The following is a 22089-nucleotide window of genomic DNA, read 5'->3' as shown; positions in this document are numbered from 1 at the left end:
CGGTACGGAAACCGCGCAGCGGCGGGAACGTCCCGGAGTCGGACAATCGACCTATACCACGGTAGGAGCCGGGGCCGGTGTCAGCCGCGCAGCGCGGTCACCCGTTCGGTCTCCACCCGCCGCTCACGCAGCGCTGGATCCGGGTTGACGACCTGCACCAGCGAGGCCCCGGCCGCGAGCACCGCGATGAAACCGTCGATGAGCTCGGCGGGGGTGTCCCACGGCGTGCTCGACAGCACCCGGTCGCCTTCGGCGAAGCCCTGGCGCAGCGCCGAGGTGCGGGCCTCGGCGAGCACCTCCGACACCGACATCCCGTCCAGCGCGACGCCGATACCGCCGGGCAGGAACTGGTCGCCATGGACACGCACCGAGGTGGCGAAATCGGTGATGCCCACCGGCAGATCGCGCACCGGCGCCCCCATCGGGTCCAGCGACAGGGCCGCGACCTCGCCCGCGCCGTCGGTGTCGTCGAGCCGTTCCACCGTGGCCAGGGCCAGATCGGCGTCCGGATCCGGGTGCAGTACCACTTCGGTGCCCGCCCACCAGCAGCCCAGCAGCACCGCCGCGGTCTGCCAGTGCGCGGGCAGCAGCACCGCGACCCGGGCGCCCGGGGTGAGCCCGAATTCGTCGCGCACGAGATTGGCGGTCTTGGCCGCCCAGTTGGCCAGCGTGAGCCCGGACAGTTCGATCCTGGCCCCGGTGGCGTCGTCGTAGTAGGTGACGCGCGGACCCGCGGGTTCGCGCGCGAGGATCGGGTCGAGCACTGCCTCGGTGAGGGTCAGTGCTTGCTGATCACGCATCGGCTGGTTCACGCTCACTGGCTGTTGGCTGCGCGGTGGCTAATTCACGCATGTCGGTCCGTTCTTGCCTGCATCGATCGGGGGAGCCGGCGGTACGGGGGTGGCGGAAGTCGACGGAGTGTCGAAGTCGAACATGCTGCCCGCCTCCGACCCGGGACCAGAATAGTCGCTCGCCAGCACGACGCTCACCGTATCCGGCGCAACCGTCTCATCGGCCAGCACGGTCAGCCCGCCGAGCGCCTCGGCCACCGCCTTCGCCTTCGGATCCGAGGTCGACGCCGCGAGCACCCGGCTGCTGGTGACCGGCTCGCCGGTGTAGTTGGCCACCTCGCCCTGCTGGAAGCCCTTGGCGCTCAGGGCTTGTGAGACCTGGCCGGCCAGCCCGCCGACGAGGCTCGCGTTGAACACGTCGACCGTCACCGTCGACGGTACGACCGCGGGCTCGTCGGGTTCCTCGCTCTCCTCGCCGACCAGCGACGCCACATACGACTTGACGGCCTTGGGCTCCACCCGCACCACCGATTCGCCGTCGGCGGTGGTGCCGTTGAGATCGGCCACCGGAATCGTCTCGAAGGTGACCTTGCCGCCGGTCAGGTCTTGCAGCTGCTGCAGGAAGGCCAGCACATCCCAGTCCTCGTCGAGCACGACGGTGCGGCCGACGGCCTCGCTCAGCTCGCTGAGCCGGCTGGGATTGCTGAGTGTGTCCTTGCTCAGCACCTGCTGCACCAGCTGGGCCATGAACACCTGCTGGCGCACGATACGGTCCAGGTCGCCGCGCGGCAGATCGTGCCGCTGACGGACGAAACTCAGCGCCCGCGGACCGTCCAGGCGCTGCCTGCCCGCCGGGAACGACGCGCCGGACATCCACTCGTCGACCGGATTGTTCAGGCAGACGTCCACCCCGCCGACGGCGTCGGTGAGCAGTACGAACCCGAGCAGGCTGACCTCGGCGTAGTGGTCGACGGAGATGCCGGTGAGCCCGGCGACGGTCTTCACCAGGGCTTGCCGGCCCGCCTGGGTGGATTCGCGTTCGGCCTCCTGCTCGGAGACGCCCTCGTCGAGCAGCTCCTGCTGCTCCTTCTGCTTGGTGATGCCGTAGGCGGAATTGATTTTGCCCTTGCCCAGGCCCGGGATGTCGACGTAGGAATCGCGCGGGATGGAGATGGCTGTCGCGGAGCTGCCGTCGTTGGGCACCCGGACCAGCACGATGGTGTCGGTATTGGTGCCGATCTCGTCGCCGGCGTGCAGCATGGCGCGCTCGGCGTCGGTCAGCGGGTTGCCGTGCGCGTCGGTGCGCGAATCGACGCCGACCAGCAGAATGTCCACCGCGCCGTCGCGCCCGCCGCCAAGGCCCAGATCGGAGATGCGCTCGATATTGGAGATGAGGCTGTCCACGCTGCGCCAGGCCAGGCCGGTGACCACCAGCACCAGCACAGCGATCACCGCCACCAGCGCGCGCACCGGGCCGAACGAACTCGGTTCCCAGTCCGTGCGGGATATCGGTGCGCCACCCCCACTTGCCGCCCTGCGCTGCGCCACCTGCGGTCCTCTCCACCCCGTCGGGTCCGCTCGACGGATCCGGCGATCGATTCCAGTCCTCTCGACTCAGCGTCGCTCATGACACCCAGCCCCATCACGAGGCTAACCAACGGCAACGGTGGTGGAGCCGAACCGCTGGTGTGACGGCGTGCCAGACTGGCCGCATGACCGCCGCTACGCCGCCTGAAACGCCGTCGGACCCCGCCCTGGCCGAGCGCTTGGTCGTCACCGGTGCGGGCGGGCTGCTCGGCCACGAGTTGCGCCGGTTCGCGCCGGGCGCGCGTGCCTTCGGCCACCGCGAACTCGATATCACCGACGCGGGCGCCGTGCGCGCGGTCGTCGGCCCCGGTGACGTGGTGATCAACTGTGCCGCGTTCACCAACGTCGATGCCGCCGAATCCGAACCGGCCGCCGCCTTCGCCGCCAATGAGACCGGTCCCGCCGTCCTCGCGGCGGTCTGCGCCGAGGCCGGCGCGCGGCTGATCCACATCTCCACCGACTACGTCTTCGACGGCACCGCGACCCGCCCCTATGAGACGAGCGACCGCACCGCGCCGCTGTCGGTCTACGGGCAGTCCAAACTCGCCGGTGAGCAGGCAGTTCTCGAGTCGGAAGCGCAGGCGCACGTGGTCCGCACCTCGTGGGTATTCCGCGCGGCAGGCGGCGACTTCGTGGCGACGATGCTGAAGCTGGAAGGCGAACGCGACACCATCGACGTGGTCGACGACCAGCTCAGCTGCCCCACCTACGGTGGCGATCTCGCCCTCGGCCTGCTCGAACTGGCGCACACCCCGCAGGCTCCACGGCTGTTGCACGCCACCAATTCCGGCACCGCGAGCCGGTTCGATCTGGCCCGCGCGGTCTTCGCCGGTGCCGGCGCCGACCCGCAGCGGGTGCGGCCGTGCGATTCCTCGAAATTCCCCAGACCCGCTCGGCGCCCGGCGTATTCGGTGCTGTCGGGTGCGTCCTGGGCCGACGCCGGACTGACGCCGCTGCGGGATTGGCGCTCGGCGCTCGACGACGCACTCAGCCGCCGCTCCAGTTAGGCTGGACCGCTGTGAGCCCCTCCGATTCCACGGGTCAGCCGAGCCTGGCCGTCGTCACGGTCACCTACTCGCCCGGCGAGCACCTCGAGCACTTCATCAGCACGCTGGCCACCGCCACCGCGGAGAAGCCGCAGGTGATCCTGGCCGACAACGGGTCGGTCGACGGAGTGCCGGAGATGGTGGCCGAGGCCAACTCGCATGTGCGGCTGCTACGCACCGGGGGCAATATCGGCTACGGCGGCGCGATCAACCGGGCGGTCGCCGAGCTCGATCCGTCGATCGAATTCATCGTCATCTCCAATCCGGACATCCGCTGGGGCAACGACGCCATCGACGAGCTGCTGGCCGCGGCGCAGCGCTGGCCCCGCGCCGGTGCGCTCGGGCCGATGGTGCGTGAGCCGGACGGCAGCGTCTACCCGTCCGCGCGGTCGGTGCCCGGCCTGCTCGACGGCGCCGGTCACGCCATCCTCGGCTCCATCTGGAAGTCCAACCCCTGGACGGTGCGCTACCGCCAGGAGAACGAGCAGATCTCCGAACGCACCGTCGGCTGGCTGTCCGGGTCCTGCCTGCTGGTGCGCCGGGCGGCGTTCGACGCCATCGACGGCTTCGACTCGCGCTACTTCATGTACATGGAAGACGTCGACTTCGGCGATCGGATGGGCCGCGCGGGCTGGCACAACGTGTTCGTGCCGAGTGCTGAGGTCACCCATGCCAAGGGCCACGCCGCCGGACGGCACCCCGAGCTGATGCTGCCCGCCCACCACGCCAGCGCCTACCGGTTCCAGGCCGACCGGCATCCGCACTGGTGGCAGGCCCCGTTGCGGCTGGCGCTGCGGGTCGGACTTGCGGTTCGCTCCCGGATTGCGGTTCGATCTGCGCTGCGTGCGAAGGCGCGCGACGTTGCTTCGTGAGTGCACCGCTCGCGGACGATCCACTGTGAACAGAGGACCCTCGATGTCAGGACATTCAGGCACCGACGCCGTGATTCTGGTCGGCGGTCAGGGGACGCGGCTGCGTCCGCTGACCCTGTCGGCACCCAAGCCGATGCTGCCCACGGCCGGACTGCCCTTCCTGACCCATCTGCTGGCGCGCATCGCCGAAGCCGGCATCACCCACGTCGTGCTGGGCACCTCGTTCAAGGCCGAGGTGTTCGAGGAACATTTCGGTGACGGCGCCGACCTGGGCCTCGAGATCGAGTACGTCACCGAGACCGAACCGCTGGGCACCGGCGGCGGCATCCGCAATGTGCTGCCCAAGCTGCGCGCGGACAACGTCATGGTGTTCAACGGCGACGTGCTCGGCGGCACCGATCTCGGCGCCATCCTCGACACCCATGAATCCACCAAGGCCGACGTCACCCTGCATCTGGTGCGGGTGAGCGATCCGCGCGCCTTCGGCTGCGTGCCGACCGACGAGAACGGCCGGGTCACCGCGTTCCTGGAGAAGACCCAGGATCCGCCCACCGATCAGATCAACGCCGGTTGCTATGTGTTCCGGCGCGAGTACATCGAGAAGATCCCGTCCGGGCGTCCGGTGTCGGTGGAGCGTGAGGTGTTCCCGGCGCTGCTCACCGAGGGCGCGCGGGTGCAGGGCCATGTCGATACCTCGTACTGGCGCGATATGGGCACACCCGAGGATTTCGTGCGGGGTTCGGCGGACCTGGTGCGCGGTATCGCGCCCTCGCCGGCGTTGCCCGGGCAGCGCGGCGAATCGCTGGTGCACCAGGGTGCGGGTGTGGCGCCGGGGGCGCTGCTGATCGGTGGCACGGTGGTGGGCCGCGGCGCCGAGGTCGGTGCCGGTGCCCGCCTCGACGGTGCGGTGCTGTTCGACGGTGCCCGGGTGGAGGCCGGGGCGACCGTCGAGCGTTCGATCATCGGATTCGGCGCCCGGATCGGCCCGCGGGCGCTGGTCCGCGACGCCGTCATCGGTGACGGCGCCAGCGTCGGCGCCCGCTGCGAGCTGCTGCGCGGCGCGCGGATCTGGCCCGGGGTGGAGATCCCCGACGGCGGTATCCGCTTCTCCACCGACGTCTGACTCAGGCCGCTCAGGGCGTCGGCGCGACCAGCTGACGGCGCGCGCCCGCTACCGCACGGCACAATCGGGGGATGGCTGATGTCGTGGTGGTGGGGTCGGGACCGAACGGGATAGCGGCGGCGGTGGTGCTGGCGCGGGCCGGACTGTCGGTCGAGGTGTACGAGGCCCAGGACACGGCGGGTGGTGGGTGCCGCACCGCCGAGGTGACGCTGCCCGGGTTCCATCACGATCTCTGCGCCGGCGCGCACCCGATGGCGCTGGCGTCGCCGTTCTTCCGGGCCTTCGATCTTCCCGCGCACGGCGTGGAGCTGCTGACACCGCAGGCGTCCTACGCTCATCCGCTCGACGGCGGCCGGGCCGGGGTGGCCTGGCGCGATCTCGAGCGCACCGTCGACGGGCTCGGCGCCGACGGCCCGGCCTGGCGATCGCTGTTCGCGCCACTGGTGCGGGACTGGCCGCAGGTGGTGGACCTGGCCATGTCGGATATGCGGCATGTGCCTGCGCTGTCGCCGACAGCGGTGCGGTTCGGGCTGCGGATGCTCGAACAGGGATCCCCGCTGTGGAATGTCCGATTCCGGGAGGACGAGGCGCCCGCGCTGCTGTCCGGTGTGGCCACCCACGCCATCACCGAACCGCGCGCGTTGCCCGCCGTGGGCGCGGGCCTGCTGCTGGGCACGCTCGCCCACGCCGGCGGATGGGTCATTCCGCGCGGCGGCAGCCAGACCATCATCGACGCGCTGATCGCCGAACTCGAGCGGCTGGGCGGCCGGGTGTTCACCGGGCATCGGGTCGATTCGCTGGCGGAGTTCGACGACGCCCGCGCGATCGTCCTCGACACCGCACCCACCGAACTGCTGCGCCTCGGCGGTGAGCGCCTTCCGGACCGCTACCGGCGCAAGCTCGGCCGGTTCCGCTACGGCGGCGCCGCGTGCAAGGTCGACTTCGCGCTCTCGGGTCCGGTGCCGTGGCAAGCCGAGGGGTGCGCCTCTGCCGGGACCCTGCACCTGATCGGTACCCGCGCCGAAGCCATGGCGGCCGAACGGGCCGTCGCCGCTGGACGGCATGCCGAACGGCCGTATGTGCTGTCCATCCAGCCCGGCGTGGTGGACCCCAGCCGCGCACCCGAGGGCAACCACACCTTCTACACCTACGCCCATGTCCCCAACGGCTCCGACCGCGATATCAGCGACGCCGTCATCGCCCAGGTCGAGCGGTTCGCCCCGGGTTTCCGCGATCTGATCCTGGCGATGAACGTGCGCACCGCCGCGCAGATGCCCGTCCACAACGCCAACTACGTCGGCGGCGACATCTCCGCCGGTGCGATGAACCTGCGCCAGACCGCCTTCCGCCCGCTGGCGCGCTGGAACCCGTACGCCACGCCGCTGCCCGGCGTATACCTGTGCTCGTCGTCGACCCCGCCGGGCCCGGGCGTGCACGGTATGTCCGGCCTGCATGCCGCCCAGCACGTGCTGCGCACCCGCTTCGGTGTGCGCACCGACCCACTCGAGCTCCTGCGCACCGCCCCGGACGACGTCGGCGCATGAATCGACTGCTCACATCGCCCCAGCACGCGAAGTGAGGTATGCCTCACCCGGTAGGGCCGAACGTCCCTACTGCCACCGTTCGAGGCCGTCGTACTGTCGATTCGTGAGAACGACACTGCTCGCGGTCGTCGCCATTGCCGCGGTCACCGGTACCGGGACCGTCGTCGGTGTGGCGCCCACCGCCACGGCTCGACCCGCACCCGGCATCGAACTGTTCACCGCCGACGGCCGCACGCCGCTGGCGCAGACGCCGGTGCACGTCGGCGACACCATCGTGGTCCGCGGTCACGGTTTCGATCCCGAGGCCAATACCTCCGGCCTTCCGGTCCCGGTGCCGCCGGGCGTACCGCACGGCACTTTCGTCACCTTCGGTGCCTTCGCGCCGGACTGGCGGCCGTCGCAGGGCGCGCCGAGCAGTGCCCGCGCCACCGAGCGGTCGGCGGCGAAATGGGTGCTGTCGGAATCGGCGCTCAACCGCGTGCCGAGCGCGCCGTTCGACTTCCGGCGCACCATCCGCCACCAGTGGGTCGAGCTCGAGCCCGATGGTGATTTCACCGCGACTTTGCAGGTGCGACTGCCCGAACAGCTGCCCCCGGACGCGCGTTTCGGCGTCTATACCTATGGCGCGGCCGAAGCGGTGAACGCCGCGCAGGAGCTCGCCGTCCCCGTGGTGTTCGATCCGGCGCCCGGACCGAACGCGCCGGCCCCGCCGCCGCAGGACCTGCGCTGGGCCTTCGCGCCCGGCTTCGACACCACGGTCACCGAGACCCTGCAGGGTTCCCTCGCCGGTTCCGAGGGCGCGGGCATCCACGACGACGGCAGCCTCGGATTCACCTTCGACTCCGCCGATCTGGACCCAGGCACCGGTTACGGCACGGTGCGTTACCGCGGCACCGTCGTCGCCGCCACCCGCTTCCATCTGGGCGAGATCGCGATCGTGAATCCCTGGATCGAATTCACCCCCGAGGCCACCTGGCTGACCGCCGAGACCTCGACCTCTGACACCGTCGGCGCGGATTCGCTGGTCCGGATCCGGCTGGCCCGCCTCGACACGGGCCCGGCAGCGGGCACCACGCAGTGGACCGACGTACCGGCCCGATTCGAGCCGGCGCTGCGGCCTGCCTCGCTGCTGCCCTACGCGAATTCCCAGGCCGCGCCGATCAGCTTCCGCATCGGCTGACACCCGCCGACGACAGCGCCCCTCCACCGCAGGCGCGGGGGAGGGGCGCTCGGCTCCGGCGTAGGTCAGACCGGCTGCGTCCGATACAGGTCGGGCTCCAGGTAGATCACCCGGGCCGCTGGAACGGCGGCGCGCACCCGAGCCTCGGCCTCGTCGATGGCGGCGGCGATGGCGGCGATGTCGAGACCGGGCGCGATCGCGACCTTGGCGGCCACCAGCAGCTCCTCCGGGCCCATGTACTGGGTCTTGAGGTGGATGATGCGGTCGATGCGCTCGCCGTCGACGAGGTTGGCGCGGATGGCCCGGTCCTCCTCGGGGGTGGCGCCCTCGCCGATGAGCAGGCTCTGCATCTCGATGATCAGCACGATGGCGATCACACCGAGCAGGCCGCCGATGGCCAGGGTGCCGATGCCGTCGAAGATCGCGTTGTCGGTGATCATCGTCAGGCCGACGCCGGCGAGGGCGAAGATCAGGCCGATCAGCGCGCCGGTGTCCTCGAGCAGCACCACCGGCAGTTCCGGGCTGCGCGAGTTGCGGATGAACCGCCACCAGCTGGCCTGGCCCTTGAGCGGGCGTGATTCGCGCACGGCGGTGGTGAAGCTGTAGGTCTCCAGCCCGATCGCGATCACCAGGATGACGACCGCGACCAGCGGTGAGCTCAGCTCCTCCGGATGCTGGATCTTGTGGATGCCCTCGTAGATCGCATACACCGAGCCCAGGGTGAACAGCACCAGCGCGACCACGAACGAATAGAAGTACCGGTTGCGGCCGTAACCGAACTGGTGCAGCTCGTCGGCCTCCTTCTCGGCGCGGCGCTGACCGAGCAGCAGCAGGCCCTGGTTGGAGGTGTCGGCCACCGAGTGCACACCCTCGGCGAGCATGGACGCCGAGCCGGTGATCGCCGCACCCACGAACTTGGCCACCGCGATGCCCGCGTTCGCCAGCAACGCGGCGACAATCGCCTTCTTCCCACCACTAGCCGACATCCGGCCGCCCTCCTGTTCGATGTGCCGCACCGTCGCCGTGGTGCGCAGTCGGAGTCCGATCGGTCCTTGCCGGACCGGACCGGGCCGCGAAACAGACTATGCGAGGCGCGCGCCCCTCGCTGGCCCGGATCCGGATAGCGGTCCTGTTGGACCGGACAACGTCAGGCCGTCCCGCCGACGCAGGCGCAGAACACCTGGGCCGGACCGTCCAGCGCCTGGGCCCGCACATCGCTGTCGGCGGCCGAGATCCAGGCCGCGGCACCACGTTCGAGCACCAGCTCGGACTCGCCCTGGAACAGGCGCACCGAACCGGCGGTGCACAGCACGATGCCGGGGCCGGCTTCGGTGAGCGGCACCAGCGCCGAGCCCGCGGTCAGATCGAAGCGGCGCAGCGCGAACTCCGGGGCGGGCGTGCGGTAGCGCACCGAGCCGTCACCGGCCGGTTCCGGCAGCACAACTGGCAGATCGATCGGCTCGAAATCCAAGACCCGCAACAACTCCGGGACGTCGACGTGCTTGGGGGTCAGACCGCCGCGCAGCACATTGTCGGAGTTGGCCATGATCTCCACGCCGAGTCCGCGCAGGTAGGCGTGCAGATTGCCGGCGTCGAGGAACAGCGCCTGCCCGGGCTCGAGCGTCAGCCGGTTGAGCAGCAGCGCCGCCAGTACGCCCGCATCGCCCGGATAGTTCTCGGCCAGTTCCAGTGCGGTCCTGGCCTCGGCGGCGAACTTGCGTTTGCGGCTGGACAGGTAGCGCACACATCCGTCGAGCACCTGCGGCAGCAGCGTGGCCAGCACGTTCTGCGGCAGCGTGATCCAGGTGGTGAACAGGGTCCGCAGCCCGGCCGAATCCGGTTGGGCGGCGAGCAGATCCGCGTAGGGAGTCAGGGCTTCGACGTCGAGGGCGCGCAGCAGCTCGACGGTGCGCTTCGGTTCCCGGAACCCGGCCAGTGCCTCGAACCGGTCCAGCGCCACCACCAGTTCCGGCTTGTGGTTCTCGTCGCGGTAGTTGCGCATCGGCGAATCCAGCGGCACCCCGGCCTGATTCTCCCGATGGAAACCGGCCTGGGCCTGCGCGGAGCTGGGATGGGCCTGTAGCGACAGCGGCTCCTCGGCGGCGAGGATCTTCAGCAGGAACGGCAGCCGGCCCCCGAATTCGGGTGCGACCGGGCCCAATTCGCGGTCCGGGTCGGCCGAGACCAGTTCCAGCAGCGAGGTGGTCGAACCGTTGCCGATGCGAACCTGGGCCGGATCGGCGGGGTGGGCGCCGAACCACAATTCGGCTTCGGGATGGGCCGAGGGAACCGGACGGCCGCACAGCTTGGCGAGCGAGGTGCGCGAGCCCCATGCGTAAGAGCGCAGCGCACCGACGAGTTCGTGCACTAGTAGCGTCCCCCGTCGAACTGGTCCGAGCCGAACTGTTCGGGGGCGGGACTACTGGTGACCTCGCGGGTACCGATCAGGCGCAGGTAGGCGGCGGTCATCTCGAGGCGCAGCGCGAGCACGGCGAGCCGTTCCAGATCGCTGCCGCGGGCCGGGGTCTCGGCCTCGGCCGACTCCGGCTGGGGTGCGGCCGGATCGGTCATATCGCTGCGCAGCAGGTCGAGATCGGCGGCGACCAGATCGGCGTCGACCAGGCCGGAACCCGCGCCGGAGAAGATGGCGAGCTTGCGGCGCGCGGCGACCTCGTCGGGGTCGGTGCTGAGCACCAGCACCCGCATTCGCTCGACCGGGGCCGGGCCGTCGAGCTGCTCGTCGTGGAACAGCGGGTCGAAATCGGGTGCGGATTCGCCCGCGGCGGCGACCATGCGCGGATGGGCCGCGACGGCACCGGCCAGGTCGACCGCGGTGGCGATGCGGCCCGCCGACTGCAACAACACCTCGGCGGCATGGCCGGCGAGTTCGGTGGCGGCTGGGGAGTCACCGGCGAGCACCAGCGCCCGCTGCTGCATCCGGGTGGCCAGGGTCTTGGCCGGATTGCGGAACACCTCGTGCTGGGGGCCATCGCGAAGCGCCTCGGCATCGACCAGATCGGCCAGCTCGCCCAGCGCCGGCAGCGACGGCGCGCTGCGGGCCGGGTCGATCGCCCGCAGCACGGCGATGCCGATCGCGAGATAACGCAGCAGCCGGTTGTGATCGAGCACGGGCAGGCGCGGGGAGAGCAGCGCCGAACGACCCGCGGCGACCGCGCGCAGCGGACCCTCGTGCGGTGCGGCCACGATGACCTCCGCACCGCGACGCTGGGCCCGGTCGACGGCATCGACGAGCCGGGGATCGCCCGCGTCGTCGCCGGCGACCACCACGACATCGAGCGGACCCACCCACGGCGGCACCGCGACGACGGGCACGATCGGCAGGCCGGCCTGATCGCCGAGCGCGGTGATGAGCAGCCGCGCGGCGCGGGTGGCCCGGCCGGGGCCGCAGACGAAGACCAGACTGCGGGGGCGCAAACCGTCCAGCCGCTCCAGGATGCCCTCGTCGACGGCGGCCGCGGTAGCGCGGATCTGAGCGCCACCTGATGCGGCCGAGCGCAGGGCGCCGCCGCTGTCGGCGGCCTCGAGCGACTCCGCGTCGTCGAGGTCGAGCACCGGTGTTCCAGCGATCATCGGGCGTCCCACCTCCCCTCATCGCGCTGTGTTCGCCGTCGGCCCGCAGCCTTCGGGGCGGTGTCCACCGGGACCATGCCACTCCGGATGGGGCCGGGCGAATCCAAGGTCTGTGCTTCCACTATTCCAGTCGGGAACCGACTATGCCCGGGATCCAGGGTTGGGAAGATCGCTCCGCCCAGACGCTCGAATCCCGAGCGTGTGATTCCTTTCCTTAGTAATTCCACTATCCCAGTCAGGACCTGACGATGCTCAGGATCTCGGTTACGAGTGCGTCTACTTCCTCCGGCGATCTGGCCTCGACGTTGAGACGAAGGAGCGGTTCGGTATTCGAGGCGCGCAGGTTGAACCACGCGTCGTCGGGCAGGTGCACGGTGACGCCGTCGAGGCGGTCCACCGACACCACCCGGTCGGCGAAGGCGTCCAGCACCGCGCCGGTGCGTTCGGCGGCATCGGCGACGGTCGAGTTGATCTCGCCGGAGGCGGCGTAGGTGTTGTAGGAGGCCATCAGCTCCGACACCGGGCGGTCCTTCTCGCCCAGCGCGGCCAGCACGTGCAACGCGGCCAGCATGCCGGAATCGGCGCCCCAGAAATCCCGGAAGTAGTAGTGCGCGGAATGCTCGCCGCCGAACACCGCGCCGGTGGCCGCCATCTGCTGCTTGATGAACGAATGGCCCACCCGGGTGCGCACCGGGGTGCCGCCCAGTTCGGTGACCAACTCCGGCACCGCGCGCGAGGTGATCAGGTTGTGGATGATCACCGCGCCCGGCTCCTTGCCGAGCTCGCGTTCGGCGACCAGGGCGGTGATCGCCGACGGCGAGACCGGATCGCCGTTCTCGTCCACCACGAAGCAGCGGTCGGCGTCGCCGTCGAAGGCCAGGCCGATATCGGCGCCGCTGGTGCGGACCAGCTGCTGCAGATCGAGCAGGTTCTTCGGGTCCAGCGGGTTGGCCTCGTGGTTGGGGAAGGTGCCGTCGAGTTCGAAGTACAGCGGCACGATCTTCACCTGCGCCAGGCTGCCGAGCACGGCGGGCACGGTGTGCCCGCCCATCCCGTTGCCCGCGTCCACGGCGATGGTCAGCGGCCGGATACCGGACAGGTCCACCAGCTCGCGCAGGAAGCCGGCGTAGTCGTCGAGCAGGTCGGTCTCGGTGGCGCTGCCGCGCGGGCCGTCGTAGCCGGGGACGCCCGCGGTCACCTCGGCCGCGATGGTGGCCAGGCCGGTGTCCTGGCCGACCGGGAGCGCCTTGGCGCGGCACAGCTTGATGCCGTTGTACTGGGCGGGGTTGTGGCTGGCGGTGAACATCGCGCCCGGGCAGTCCAGCTTGCCGGAGGCGAAATAGAGCTGGTCGGTGGAGGCCAGGCCGATGTGCACCACGTCGAGGCCCTGCGCGAGCACGCCCTCGGCGAAGGCGGCGGCCAGTTCGGGGGAGGAGTCGCGCATATCGTGTCCGATCACGATGCGCCGCGCGTCCTCGGCACGCATCAGCCGCGCGAACGAAGCCCCTACGTCGGAGACGAATTCGGCGTCGATCTGGTCACCGACCACACCGCGGACGTCGTAGGCCTTGATCACCGCGTTCACGAAATCGGCAGAGCGGGCGACTGTCATAGCGAACACCCTAGTGCCCGGCGCGGGTGGCGCTCACATGGTCCCGGTGATTGCCCGCGGGCACGGCCTCAGCTGGGCGGATCGGGCAGCACGCGCAGATGTCCGCGGCGGCCGGTGCGGGTGGTGCGCGGCGGCGGGGGCGCGTAATCGCGGTAGCCGCGCTGGTCGGGTTCGGGCGGGCGGCGGCGTAGTCCGGCCTCGCGGACCGCCTCGGCCAGCGCGGTCAGATCGTCGTCGTCGGGTGTGCTGGAGGAGAATCCGCCTTCGTGCCGGACCATGTCCCAGCCCTTGGGGGCGGTGATGCGCGAGGCGTGCGTCTCGCACAGGTCCCAGGAGTGGGGTTCGGCTACCGTCGCGAGCGGACCGACCACCGCGGTGGAGTCCGAGTAGACATAGGTGAGCGTCGCGACGGCCGGATTCTTGCAACCTGGTCGGCAGCAACGACGCATGGGAATCACGCCAGTGAGAGTAACCCCCTTGACGGCCGGGGGTGGGCAGACACGCTCAGTGAATCCCGTCCCATCGGCGCGTCGTGCGTCACTCGGCCGGGGTCAGCGCCCGATTCCGCGCCGATTCACCCGCGGCGGGGCGGCTCAGTTCGGTTCGGGATCGATGACGTCAGGGTCGACGCCGAGATAGGTGGCGATCTGCTGGACCAGAACCTCGCGCAGCAGATCCACGAGATCGTCCGGATCGCCGGCCCGCAATTCCAGCGGTTTGCGGAACAACACCACGCGGGCGCGGATCGGGGTGCCGTGCCGGTCGACGCCGGCCGGGATCAGCCGCGACAGCGGCACCGGCCCGTCGGCCACCACCTCGTCCGGCCAGGTGACCGAATCCGGGTGCAGCGGACGGATTTTCGGCACGTCGTCGACGGCGATGTCGAGCTTGGTGAGCCGATCGTGCCACCGCGAATCCAGCGGAGCGAACGCCTCGAGCACCAGGCGGTCGAACTTCTGCCCGCGGGTGCGCCAGGCGGGGACCGTCGGCGGCAGCATCGGCCCGCGTACCCCGCGGCCACGGCGGGTCACCGACCGGGCTGTCGGGGGACGACGGTTGCGCGAACGTGCCATACCCCAAACGTTAGTCAGGTGCTCGGACCCACCCTCGGCCCGCCCCGGCCGCCGGTGCCGGGGCGGGCCCGCCGGAACCTGGATGGTCCCGGCTCAGCCGATGCCGCGCTTGAGCCTGCGGCGCTCGCGTTCGGACAAACCGCCCCAGATACCGAAGCGTTCATCGTGTGCGAGTGCGTATTCCAGGCACTCGTCCCGAACCTCGCAGCCCATGCAGATCCGTTTCGCCTCGCGGGTCGAGCCGCCCTTCTCGGGGAAGAACGCCTCCGGATCGGTCTGCGCGCACAGGGCACGTTCCTGCCACTGTTCCTCGATGGACTCGAACATCTCGTCGAAACCCGGCACGACCAAGCTGAGTCGGGGCGCCGAGTCTCGCTCACCCCCCTCGTGGTCCTTCCACCCGGCCTCTGCGCAGACGCTACGTGCTGCGCCTGCCGTGGAATCGGTTTGCGATACGCCGCCCGGCATGCCCGAAGGGGCCAGCTCATTGGCCATCGCTCCGCCTCCTCACTGTGTGTTAGCGCAGAATGCTTCTTTCCGCCGGACCAACACGCCTACCGACGGCACTACTCCGCGACGTTGTCTCGCGGACATCCCCGAGCATGCCGTCCCGTTCGAACATTCGTTCGAAAAACCGTTCGCGCCTTGAACTCTCGCGCGATCCCGGAATGACATGACTGTGATTAGACACGCCGGACGCAGCGATGGTCAAGCCGCTGTCGCTATTCCGTTACTATCCGGCAGCGCTTTCGAAGACGATCTTGAACCATCACATAGCAAATGACCAGCAAATATAGGTCGAAGCGGGCCCGATCGAGAGACGCTTAGGCTATGTGGATGTGACTTCAGAACAAGCGGACATCGCACCCGGCAATGGGCCCCGCATCGCCGTCCTGGTCGGCGGAGTGGGCGGTGCGCGGTTCCTTCAGGGCGTTCGGGAACTGCTGCCCGAATCCGACGTTTCAGCGATCGTCAATGTCGGTGACGACGTGTGGATGCACGGGTTACGAATTTGTCCCGACCTCGATACCTGCATGTATACCCTCGGTGGCGGCATCGATACCGAGCGCGGCTGGGGCCGGGTCGGCGAAACCTGGCACGCCAAGGAAGAGCTGGCGAAATACCACGCGCAGCCGGACTGGTTCGGACTGGGTGACCGCGATATCGCCACCCACTTGATCCGCACGGAAATGCTGAACGCCGGTTACCCGCTATCTGCGGTGACCGAAGCGCTGTGCAATCGATGGCAACCCGGTGTGAAACTGATCCCGGCAACCGATGATCGTTGTGAAACCCACGTCGTTGTGAGTGACCCGGACAACCCTGGCGAACGCCGCGCGATCCATTTCCAAGAGTGGTGGGTTCGATACCGAGCAGACATCGAAACTCATGGATTCGCCACAATCGGCGCGGATCAAGCCAAACCGGCGCCAAATGTGATCGATATCATAGGATCTGCCGATGTGGTCTTGCTCGCACCATCGAACCCGGTGGTGAGCATCGGAGCCATTCTCGCGGTGCCCGGCATCCGCGGCGCGCTGCGCACCACCGAGGCGAAGGTCGTCGGCATCTCGCCGGTGATCGACGGAAAACCGTTGCGCGGCATGGCCGATGAGTGCCTGTCGGTGATCGGGGTGGACACCTCGGCCGAGGCGGTGGGCCGGCACTACGGTGCGCGCTCGGCGACCGGCATCCTGGACGGCTGGCTGGTGCACACCACCGACACTGCCGACGTCCCCGGCGTGGAGGTGCGCAGCGTGCCCCTGCTGATGACCGACCCGCCCACCACCGCCGAAATGGTGCGTGCGGCACTGGATCTGGCTGGAGTCAAGCCGTGACCGGGCCCGTCGACCACGCCGCCGGCGAGCTGCGGCTGCTGCCGATCACCGGCCTGCCGGAATTCCGTCCGGGCGACGATCTCGCCGCGCATATCGCCGCGAACGCGCCCTGGCTGGCCGACGGCGATGTGCTGGTGGTCACCAGCAAGATCGTCGCCAAGGTCGAGGGCCGCATCGTCGCCGCGCCGCTGGATGCGGAAGAGCGCGACACCGCGCGACGGGCGCTGGTCGATCAGGAGGCTGTGCGGGTGCTCGCTCGCAAGGGTCGCACCCTCATCACCGAGAACCGGCTCGGCATCGTGCAGGCCGCCTCCGGCGTCGATGGCTCGAATGTGGAGCAGGGCGAATTGGTGCTGCTGCCAGTCGATCCCGACGCCAGCGCGAAGGCGTTGCGGTCGGCGCTGGCCGAGCGGCTGGGGGTGGAGGTGGCCGTCGTCGTCACCGACACCATGGGCCGGGCCTGGCGTAACGGCCAGATCGATGCGGCCATCGGCGCCTCCGGGCTGCGGGTACTGCACGACTACGCGGGCGCCGTCGACGGGCAGGGTAACGAACTGCACGTCACCCAGGTCGCCATCGCCGACGAGCTGGCCGCGGCGGCCGATCTGGTGAAGGGCAAGCTCGGCGGCGTCCCGGTAGCGGTCGTGCGCGGCCTGCCGATCTCCGACGACGCCTCCAGCGCAGCCGATCTCGTGCGCCGCGGCACCGACGACCTGTTCTGGCTCGGCACCGCCGAGGCGATCGAGCTGGGCCGCTCGGAGGCGGTGCTGTTGCGGCGATCGGTGCGCGAGTTCGCCGCCGACCCCGTCGATCCGGAACGGGTGCGCGCGGCGGTGTCGGTCGCCTTGACCGCGCCGGCGCCGCATCACACCCGCCCGGTGCGCTTCGTCTGGGTGCGCGATCGCGCGCTGCGGGAGCGGCTGCTGAACGAGATGGCCGACAAGTGGCGCGCCGATCTCACCGCCGACGGCCTGCCCGCCGATCGGGTGGAACGCCGGATCGCCCGGGGCCGCATCCTTTTCGACGCCCCCGAAGTCATCATCCCGTGCTGCGTGCCCGACGGCGCGCACGACTATCCCGACGATCGGCGCCGCGCCGCCGAGCAGACCATGTTCACCGTCGCGGTCGGCGCCGCGGTGCAGGGACTGCTGGTGGCGCTGGCGACCGAAGGCCTCGGCAGCTGCTGGATCGGCTCGACGATCTTCGCGCCGGAGACCACCCGGGCGGTGCTCGGGCTGGCCGACGACTGGAATCCGCTGGGCGCCATCGCGATCGGTCATCCGCTCGACGAACTCACCCCGCGCCCGCCGCGCGCGCCCGGTGACGCGCTGGTCGAGCTGTGAGCGCGCAGTCGCTGCACGCCTCGGCGACCGAGCTGCTGGAAGGGTGGTCGCCCGCGACGGGGCCGGATGCCTCGTTGCGGGAGGCGATGCTGGCCTTCCTCGGCTCGGCGCCGCGTGGTTGTCTGCGTGAGCACGCCGCGGGTCACATCACCGCCTCGGCGGTGGTGTTCTCCGCTGACGGGAACGAGGTACTGCTGACCTTGCATCCACGGGTCGGCCGCTGGATCCAGCTCGGCGGGCACTGCGAGGAGGACGACGCCACGGTTGCCGAGGCAGCCCTGCGCGAGGCCACCGAGGAATCGGGGATCGCGGGGTTGCGGATGGAGCCGGGGCTCTACGGTGCGCAGGCGCATCCGATCACCTGCTCGCTCGGGGTACCGACCCGGCATCTGGATCTGCTGTTCCGGATCACCGCGCCCGCGGGTGCGGTGCCGGTGCGCAGCGCCGAATCGACCGATCTGCGGTTCTGGCCGATCGACGCGCTTCCCGAGAATGCCGATGTGCTGATCCGCTGAACCTGCTCGACGAGGGCGCCCGCACAACCTGTGCGGGCGCCCTTCTTGTGCCCGGACATCACGGACGGTCGTCCAGGTCACGGACGCTTTACAAATTCCTCCGTTTGTATAGACCAAGGACAAAGCGAGGTCTATCGTCAACTCCAGGTGGTAGTGCACATCACATGTGATGTGTGTCGCATGAAGGAGACGATGATGTCGACGGATGCCGAAACCGCAGGTCTGGCGGCGCACACGCCGGCCTGGCGGGACCGGAAGCGGTATATGTGGCTGTGGGGCCTGTTCGCCCCCACCGGGCTGTTCACCATTGGGCTGCCGCTGGTCTGGGCGCTGAACGAACTCGGCTGGTCGGGCGTCGCGCACGTGCCGTTCTGGCTCGGTCCGATCCTGGTGTACCTGGTGATCCCGCTGGCCGACATCTTCTTCGGTCCGGACGGCTCCAACCCGCCGGACGAGGTGATGGAGTGGCTGGAAAACGACAAGTACTACCGCTACCTGACCTACCTCTACCTGCCGTTCCAGTACGCCTCGCTGATCATGGCCTGCTACTTGATCTCGGCGAACGATCTGAGCTGGCTCGGCATCGACGGCGGGCTGCTGGTGGTCGACAAGATCGGCCTGGCCATCACCGTCGGCATCATCGGCGGGATCGGCATCAACACCGCGCACGAGCTCGGGCACAAGAAGGTCGATCTGGAGCGCTGGCTCTCGCGCATCGCGCTGGCCCAGTCCTGCTACGGCCACTTCTACATCGAGCACAACCGCGGCCATCACGTGCGGGTCGCCACGCCGGAGGATCCGGCGAGTTCCCGGGTGGGCGAGACGTTCTGGGCCTTCTGGCCGCGCACCGTCATCGGCAGTCTGCGCTCGTCGTGGCGGCTGGAGAAGACCCGGCTCGAACGCCTCGGCAAGAAGCCGTGGACCTTGCAGAACGAGGTGCTCAGCGCCTGGCTGATGTCGGTGCTGCTGTTCGCGGTGCTGATCGCGATCTTCGGGATCGGCGTGCTGCCGTATCTGCTGTTGCAGGCGCTGGTGGGGTTCAGCCTGCTCGAGGCCGTCAACTACCTCGAGCACTACGGGCTGGTGCGTCAGCGCACCGCCAGTGGGCGCTACGAGCGGCCCGCGCCGGTACACAGCTGGAACAGCGACCACCTGGTCACCAACATCTTCCTCTACCACCTCCAGCGCCACAGCGACCATCACGCGTATCCGACCCGGCGCTACCAGACACTGCGCAGCTGGGACGGTGCGCCGAATCTGCCCAGCGGGTACGCGAGCATGATCCTGCTCGCCTATTTCCCGCCGATCTGGCGCCGCGTGATGGACAAGCGGGTGCTCGCGCACTACGACGGCGACATCACCCGGGCCAATATCCATCCGGCCAAGCGGGACAAGGTGCTGGCCCGCTACGGCGCGAGCGGACGGGATCATGCCGAAGGGGACACAGCATGAGCGCGTATCGGTGTCCGGTCTGCGAGTACGTCTACGACGAGCGCACCGGCGAGCCGCATGAGGGCTTTCCGGCGGGAACGCCGTGGTCGGCGGTGCCCGACGACTGGTGCTGCCCGGACTGCGGTGTGCGGGAAAAGATCGATTTCGAACCGGTCGGCAGCGACCAGGCGCGCCGGTAGGCCGGCCGACGAGGACAGGAAGACGACATGACCGACTACAAGCTCTACCAGTGCATCCAGTGCGGCTTCGAATACGACGAGGCCAAGGGCTGGCCGGAGGACGGCATCGCGCCCGGCACCCGCTGGGACGACATCCCCGACGACTGGACCTGCCCGGACTGCGGCGCCGCCAAGGCCGATTTCTTCATGGTCGAGATCGAGCGGTCGTGAGATTTTTGACTGCGGCAGATGCCCGTGCCAGTGTCGCAGGCATGCCGCGCAACGGGTCCAGACTTCCCTATCAGGAGGCCGCACGGGAACTGCTGCGCAGTTCGGTCCTGGACGCGATGCGCGAACTGCTCACCGAGCGCGACTGGTCCAAGATCACCCTCGGTGATGTGGCCACTCGCGCCGGTGTCAGCAGGCAGACGCTGTACAACGAATTCGGTTCGCGGGCGGGGCTGGCGCAGGCGTACGCGTTGCGGCTGGCCGACGATCTGGTCGACCACGTCGGGGCCGCCATCGACGACAATGTCGGCGACGCCCGCGCCGCGTTCCGGCAAGGGCTGTCCGGATTCTTCGTCGAGGCCGCCGCCGATCCACTGGTGCGTTCGCTGGTCGTCGGCGAGGTCAAGCTCGACCTGCTGCGGTTGATCACTCTCGATGCCGAGCCGCTGGTCGAGCACGCGACCGAACGATTATCGATCGCGTTCCGGCACAGCTGGGTCGATGCCACCGCCGCCGAGGCCGATGTGCTCGCCCAGGCCCTGGTGCGCATCGCACTGAGTTATATCCCCACCCCACCCGCTCCCGGGCGCGACGCCCCCGAGGAGCTGAGCGCGTTGCTCGGTCCGTACGTCGAGGCGATTCTGGCCGCGCGCAAGGTGCAGTAGCCGCAGTTCCGCCGGGCCGCGCGCGGTCCGCCGCGGCGGAGATGTCCGGACCATTCCAGCTACGTCACGGTGGCCCATTTAAGTGGCGACGCCCCCTCCCAGCAGCGGGAACGGATCCGTCGCCCGCGCCCTGTGTCGTCTGTCACAGCGTTGACGGGTCAACGCCCCTTTATCAGCGCTGTAATGGTCACCACGTTTCGCCCCCAACGGAAGGTGTAACAGACCACACGTCTGAGACTATGGATCTCCGTTGGTGTCAGGGTTCATTTTTAGCGGGGCAAGCGTGCAAACGGTTGGCAAACCGAGGGGATCGGCCGATCCCAAACGCCACCTGTGGTTTCTCGGTCTCATCGCGCCTGCGTGCGCGTTGCTGCCTTCTCAACTGGTGTTGCATACCGGGCTGACCGTCTTCTGGTGGATCGGCCCGATCATCGTGCTGATCGTGATTCCGGTGCTGGATCAGCTCGTCGGCGAGGACGGCAGCAACCCGCGCGATGAGGACTACGAGCTGCTGTCCAACGACCGCTACTACCGCTGGTGCACCTACCTGTTCCTGCCCATCCAGCTGATCGGACTGGTCGTGGCGGGCTATCTGTGGTCCGGTGACGAACTGAGCGTCGTCGACAAACTCGGCCTCGCGTCCACCCTGGGCCTGGTGTCCGGTATCGGCATCAACGCCGCGCACGAACTCGGCCATCGCGTCGAACGCCTGGAACGCTGGCTGGCCAAGATCGCGCTGGCCCAGTCCGGCTACGGGCATTTCTTCGTCGAACACAACCGCGGCCACCACATGCGCGTGGCCACCCCGGAGGATCCGGCCAGTGCCCGGCTCGGGGAAACCCTGTGGGAATTCCTGCCGCGCAGCGTCTCCGGCGGCTTCCGCTCCGCGATCCGGCTCGAGCGCGCCCGGCTGGCACGCCGCGAGCACGGCTGGTGGAGCGTGCACAACCACATCCTGCAAGCCTGGTCGATGACGCTGGTGCTGTTCGGCGCGCTACTGGTGGCCTTCGGCTGGCAGATCCTGCCGTATCTGCTGCTCCAGGCCGTGATCGGCGTGATGCTGCTGGAGACTGTCAACTACGTCGAGCACTACGGACTGCTGCGCGAGCGCAGGCCCGGCGGCCGCTACCGGCGCTGCTCGCCGCGCGACAGCTGGAACAGCGACCGGCTCGTCACCAATATCTTCCTGTTCCACCTCCAGCGCCACAGTGACCATCACGCCAACCCCGGCCGCCGCTATCAGACCTTGCGCAGTTCCCAGCAGGCGCCGCAATTGCCGGCCGGCTACGCCACCATGATCCTGCTCGCGGCCGTCCCGCCGCTGTGGCGGAAGGTGATGGACCCGCGGGTGCTCGCGCACTACGACGGTGATGTCACTCGCGCCAATATCGCTCCGCGCAGGCGTGTTCGGTTGCTGGCCAGGCACGGGGTCCCCGCGACCTGAAGCCGGTGGCTCGGTTGCCGAGCACTG

General features: G+C 69.3%; 22 protein-coding genes. 13 read left to right on the top strand and 9 right to left on the bottom strand.

What is annotated here, in order from left to right; all coding sequences use genetic code 11:
• Positions 1 to 80: 80 nt before the first annotated feature.
• Together NOCYR_RS21775 and NOCYR_RS21770 are read right to left on the bottom strand one after the other, a co-directional pair.
• The gene (locus tag NOCYR_RS21775; RefSeq protein ID WP_014352568.1) at positions 81 to 800 is read right to left on the bottom strand and encodes a TIGR03089 family protein; all 720 of its coding nucleotides are present in this window, start codon (positions 798 to 800) and stop codon (positions 81 to 83) included.
• A gap of 39 nt (positions 801 to 839) precedes the next feature.
• Positions 840 to 2249 carry an LCP family protein gene (locus NOCYR_RS21770; RefSeq protein WP_048834373.1) on the bottom strand — a complete coding sequence of 470 codons (1410 nt, stop codon included), beginning with the start codon at positions 2247 to 2249 and terminating at the stop codon, positions 840 to 842.
• 254 nt (positions 2250 to 2503) lie between these two features.
• Here NOCYR_RS21770 and rfbD point away from each other — a divergent pair, with 254 nt between their 5' ends.
• From rfbD to NOCYR_RS21745, 5 genes are all read left to right on the top strand, one after another.
• Positions 2504 to 3385 carry a dTDP-4-dehydrorhamnose reductase gene (gene rfbD, locus NOCYR_RS21765; protein ID WP_014352566.1) on the top strand — a complete coding sequence of 294 codons (882 nt, stop codon included), beginning with the start codon at positions 2504 to 2506 and terminating at the stop codon, positions 3383 to 3385.
• A gap of 11 nt (positions 3386 to 3396) precedes the next feature.
• The gene (locus NOCYR_RS21760; RefSeq protein WP_014352565.1) at positions 3397 to 4296 is read left to right on the top strand and encodes a glycosyltransferase family 2 protein; all 900 of its coding nucleotides are present in this window, start codon (positions 3397 to 3399) and stop codon (positions 4294 to 4296) included.
• A gap of 43 nt (positions 4297 to 4339) precedes the next feature.
• Positions 4340 to 5419, top strand: a complete 1080-nt coding sequence (locus NOCYR_RS21755; protein ID WP_048833601.1) for a sugar phosphate nucleotidyltransferase — start codon at positions 4340 to 4342, stop codon at positions 5417 to 5419.
• Positions 5420 to 5490: 71 nt separating this feature from the next.
• The gene (locus tag NOCYR_RS21750) at positions 5491 to 6963 is read left to right on the top strand and encodes a phytoene desaturase family protein (protein ID WP_048833600.1); all 1473 of its coding nucleotides are present in this window, start codon (positions 5491 to 5493) and stop codon (positions 6961 to 6963) included.
• 103 nt (positions 6964 to 7066) lie between these two features.
• Positions 7067 to 8143: an HtaA domain-containing protein gene (locus NOCYR_RS21745; RefSeq protein WP_014352562.1), complete on the top strand. Its 1077-nt coding sequence runs from the start codon at positions 7067 to 7069 to the stop codon at positions 8141 to 8143.
• 65 nt (positions 8144 to 8208) lie between these two features.
• On the opposite strand, the gene NOCYR_RS21740 is transcribed toward NOCYR_RS21745, so the two are convergent.
• The 7 genes from NOCYR_RS21740 to NOCYR_RS29975 form a co-directional block, all read right to left on the bottom strand.
• Complete coding sequence (locus NOCYR_RS21740; protein ID WP_048834372.1) at positions 8209 to 9129, bottom strand: cation diffusion facilitator family transporter; 921 nt, start codon at positions 9127 to 9129, stop codon at positions 8209 to 8211.
• A 161-nt stretch (positions 9130 to 9290) separates the two neighbouring features.
• A complete protein-coding gene (gene manA, locus NOCYR_RS21735) occupies positions 9291 to 10511 on the bottom strand; it encodes a mannose-6-phosphate isomerase, class I (protein WP_014352560.1) in 1221 nt (406 codons plus the stop codon).
• Entirely contained in the window at positions 10511 to 11734 is a 1224-nt protein-coding gene (locus NOCYR_RS21730) for a hypothetical protein (RefSeq protein ID WP_014352559.1), read from the bottom strand. The genes manA and NOCYR_RS21730 overlap by 1 nt, the downstream gene beginning before the upstream one ends.
• 235 nt (positions 11735 to 11969) lie before the next feature.
• Complete coding sequence (locus NOCYR_RS21725) at positions 11970 to 13346, bottom strand: phosphomannomutase/phosphoglucomutase (protein WP_014352558.1); 1377 nt, start codon at positions 13344 to 13346, stop codon at positions 11970 to 11972.
• A 68-nt stretch (positions 13347 to 13414) separates the two neighbouring features.
• Positions 13415 to 13795 (bottom strand): DUF3499 domain-containing protein, encoded by a 381-nt coding sequence (locus tag NOCYR_RS21720; protein ID WP_048833599.1) that lies wholly within the window; start codon positions 13793 to 13795, stop codon positions 13415 to 13417.
• A gap of 144 nt (positions 13796 to 13939) precedes the next feature.
• Positions 13940 to 14419, bottom strand: a complete 480-nt coding sequence (locus NOCYR_RS21715) for a metallopeptidase family protein (protein WP_165448897.1) — start codon at positions 14417 to 14419, stop codon at positions 13940 to 13942.
• A gap of 93 nt (positions 14420 to 14512) precedes the next feature.
• A complete protein-coding gene (locus tag NOCYR_RS29975) occupies positions 14513 to 14746 on the bottom strand; it encodes a WhiB family transcriptional regulator (protein ID WP_029901515.1) in 234 nt (77 codons plus the stop codon).
• A gap of 512 nt (positions 14747 to 15258) precedes the next feature.
• On the opposite strand from NOCYR_RS29975, the gene cofD reads away from it, so the two are divergent.
• From cofD to NOCYR_RS21670, 8 genes are all read left to right on the top strand, one after another.
• Complete coding sequence (gene cofD, locus NOCYR_RS21705; RefSeq protein WP_231855980.1) at positions 15259 to 16257, top strand: 2-phospho-L-lactate transferase; 999 nt, start codon at positions 15259 to 15261, stop codon at positions 16255 to 16257.
• Complete coding sequence (locus NOCYR_RS21700; RefSeq protein WP_014352552.1) at positions 16254 to 17600, top strand: coenzyme F420-0:L-glutamate ligase; 1347 nt, start codon at positions 16254 to 16256, stop codon at positions 17598 to 17600. Before cofD ends, NOCYR_RS21700 begins: the two co-directional genes overlap by 4 nt.
• Positions 17597 to 18115 carry an NUDIX hydrolase gene (locus NOCYR_RS21695; RefSeq protein WP_014352551.1) on the top strand — a complete coding sequence of 173 codons (519 nt, stop codon included), beginning with the start codon at positions 17597 to 17599 and terminating at the stop codon, positions 18113 to 18115. Before NOCYR_RS21700 ends, NOCYR_RS21695 begins: the two co-directional genes overlap by 4 nt.
• Before the next feature lie 195 nt (positions 18116 to 18310).
• Positions 18311 to 19567 carry an alkane 1-monooxygenase gene (locus NOCYR_RS21690; RefSeq protein ID WP_014352550.1) on the top strand — a complete coding sequence of 419 codons (1257 nt, stop codon included), beginning with the start codon at positions 18311 to 18313 and terminating at the stop codon, positions 19565 to 19567.
• Positions 19564 to 19746 carry a rubredoxin gene (locus NOCYR_RS21685; protein WP_048833598.1) on the top strand — a complete coding sequence of 61 codons (183 nt, stop codon included), beginning with the start codon at positions 19564 to 19566 and terminating at the stop codon, positions 19744 to 19746. Before NOCYR_RS21690 ends, NOCYR_RS21685 begins: the two co-directional genes overlap by 4 nt.
• A gap of 27 nt (positions 19747 to 19773) precedes the next feature.
• A complete protein-coding gene (locus tag NOCYR_RS21680; RefSeq protein WP_014352549.1) occupies positions 19774 to 19956 on the top strand; it encodes a rubredoxin in 183 nt (60 codons plus the stop codon).
• A gap of 41 nt (positions 19957 to 19997) precedes the next feature.
• Positions 19998 to 20618: a TetR/AcrR family transcriptional regulator gene (locus tag NOCYR_RS21675; RefSeq protein WP_014352548.1), complete on the top strand. Its 621-nt coding sequence runs from the start codon at positions 19998 to 20000 to the stop codon at positions 20616 to 20618.
• Between the two features lie 283 nt (positions 20619 to 20901).
• On the top strand, positions 20902 to 22062 hold the full coding sequence (locus tag NOCYR_RS21670; protein ID WP_052315509.1) for an alkane 1-monooxygenase: 1161 nt from the start codon (positions 20902 to 20904) through the stop codon (positions 22060 to 22062).
• The last annotated feature ends 27 nt before the right edge of the window (positions 22063 to 22089 follow it).

It is taken from the genome of Nocardia cyriacigeorgica GUH-2, assembly GCF_000284035.1.
GTDB classification, from domain to species: Bacteria; Actinomycetota; Actinomycetes; order Mycobacteriales; family Mycobacteriaceae; genus Nocardia; species Nocardia cyriacigeorgica_B.
The sequence above is the reverse complement of the archived record's forward strand: the minus strand, read 5'-3'. Positions and strand labels throughout refer to the sequence as shown.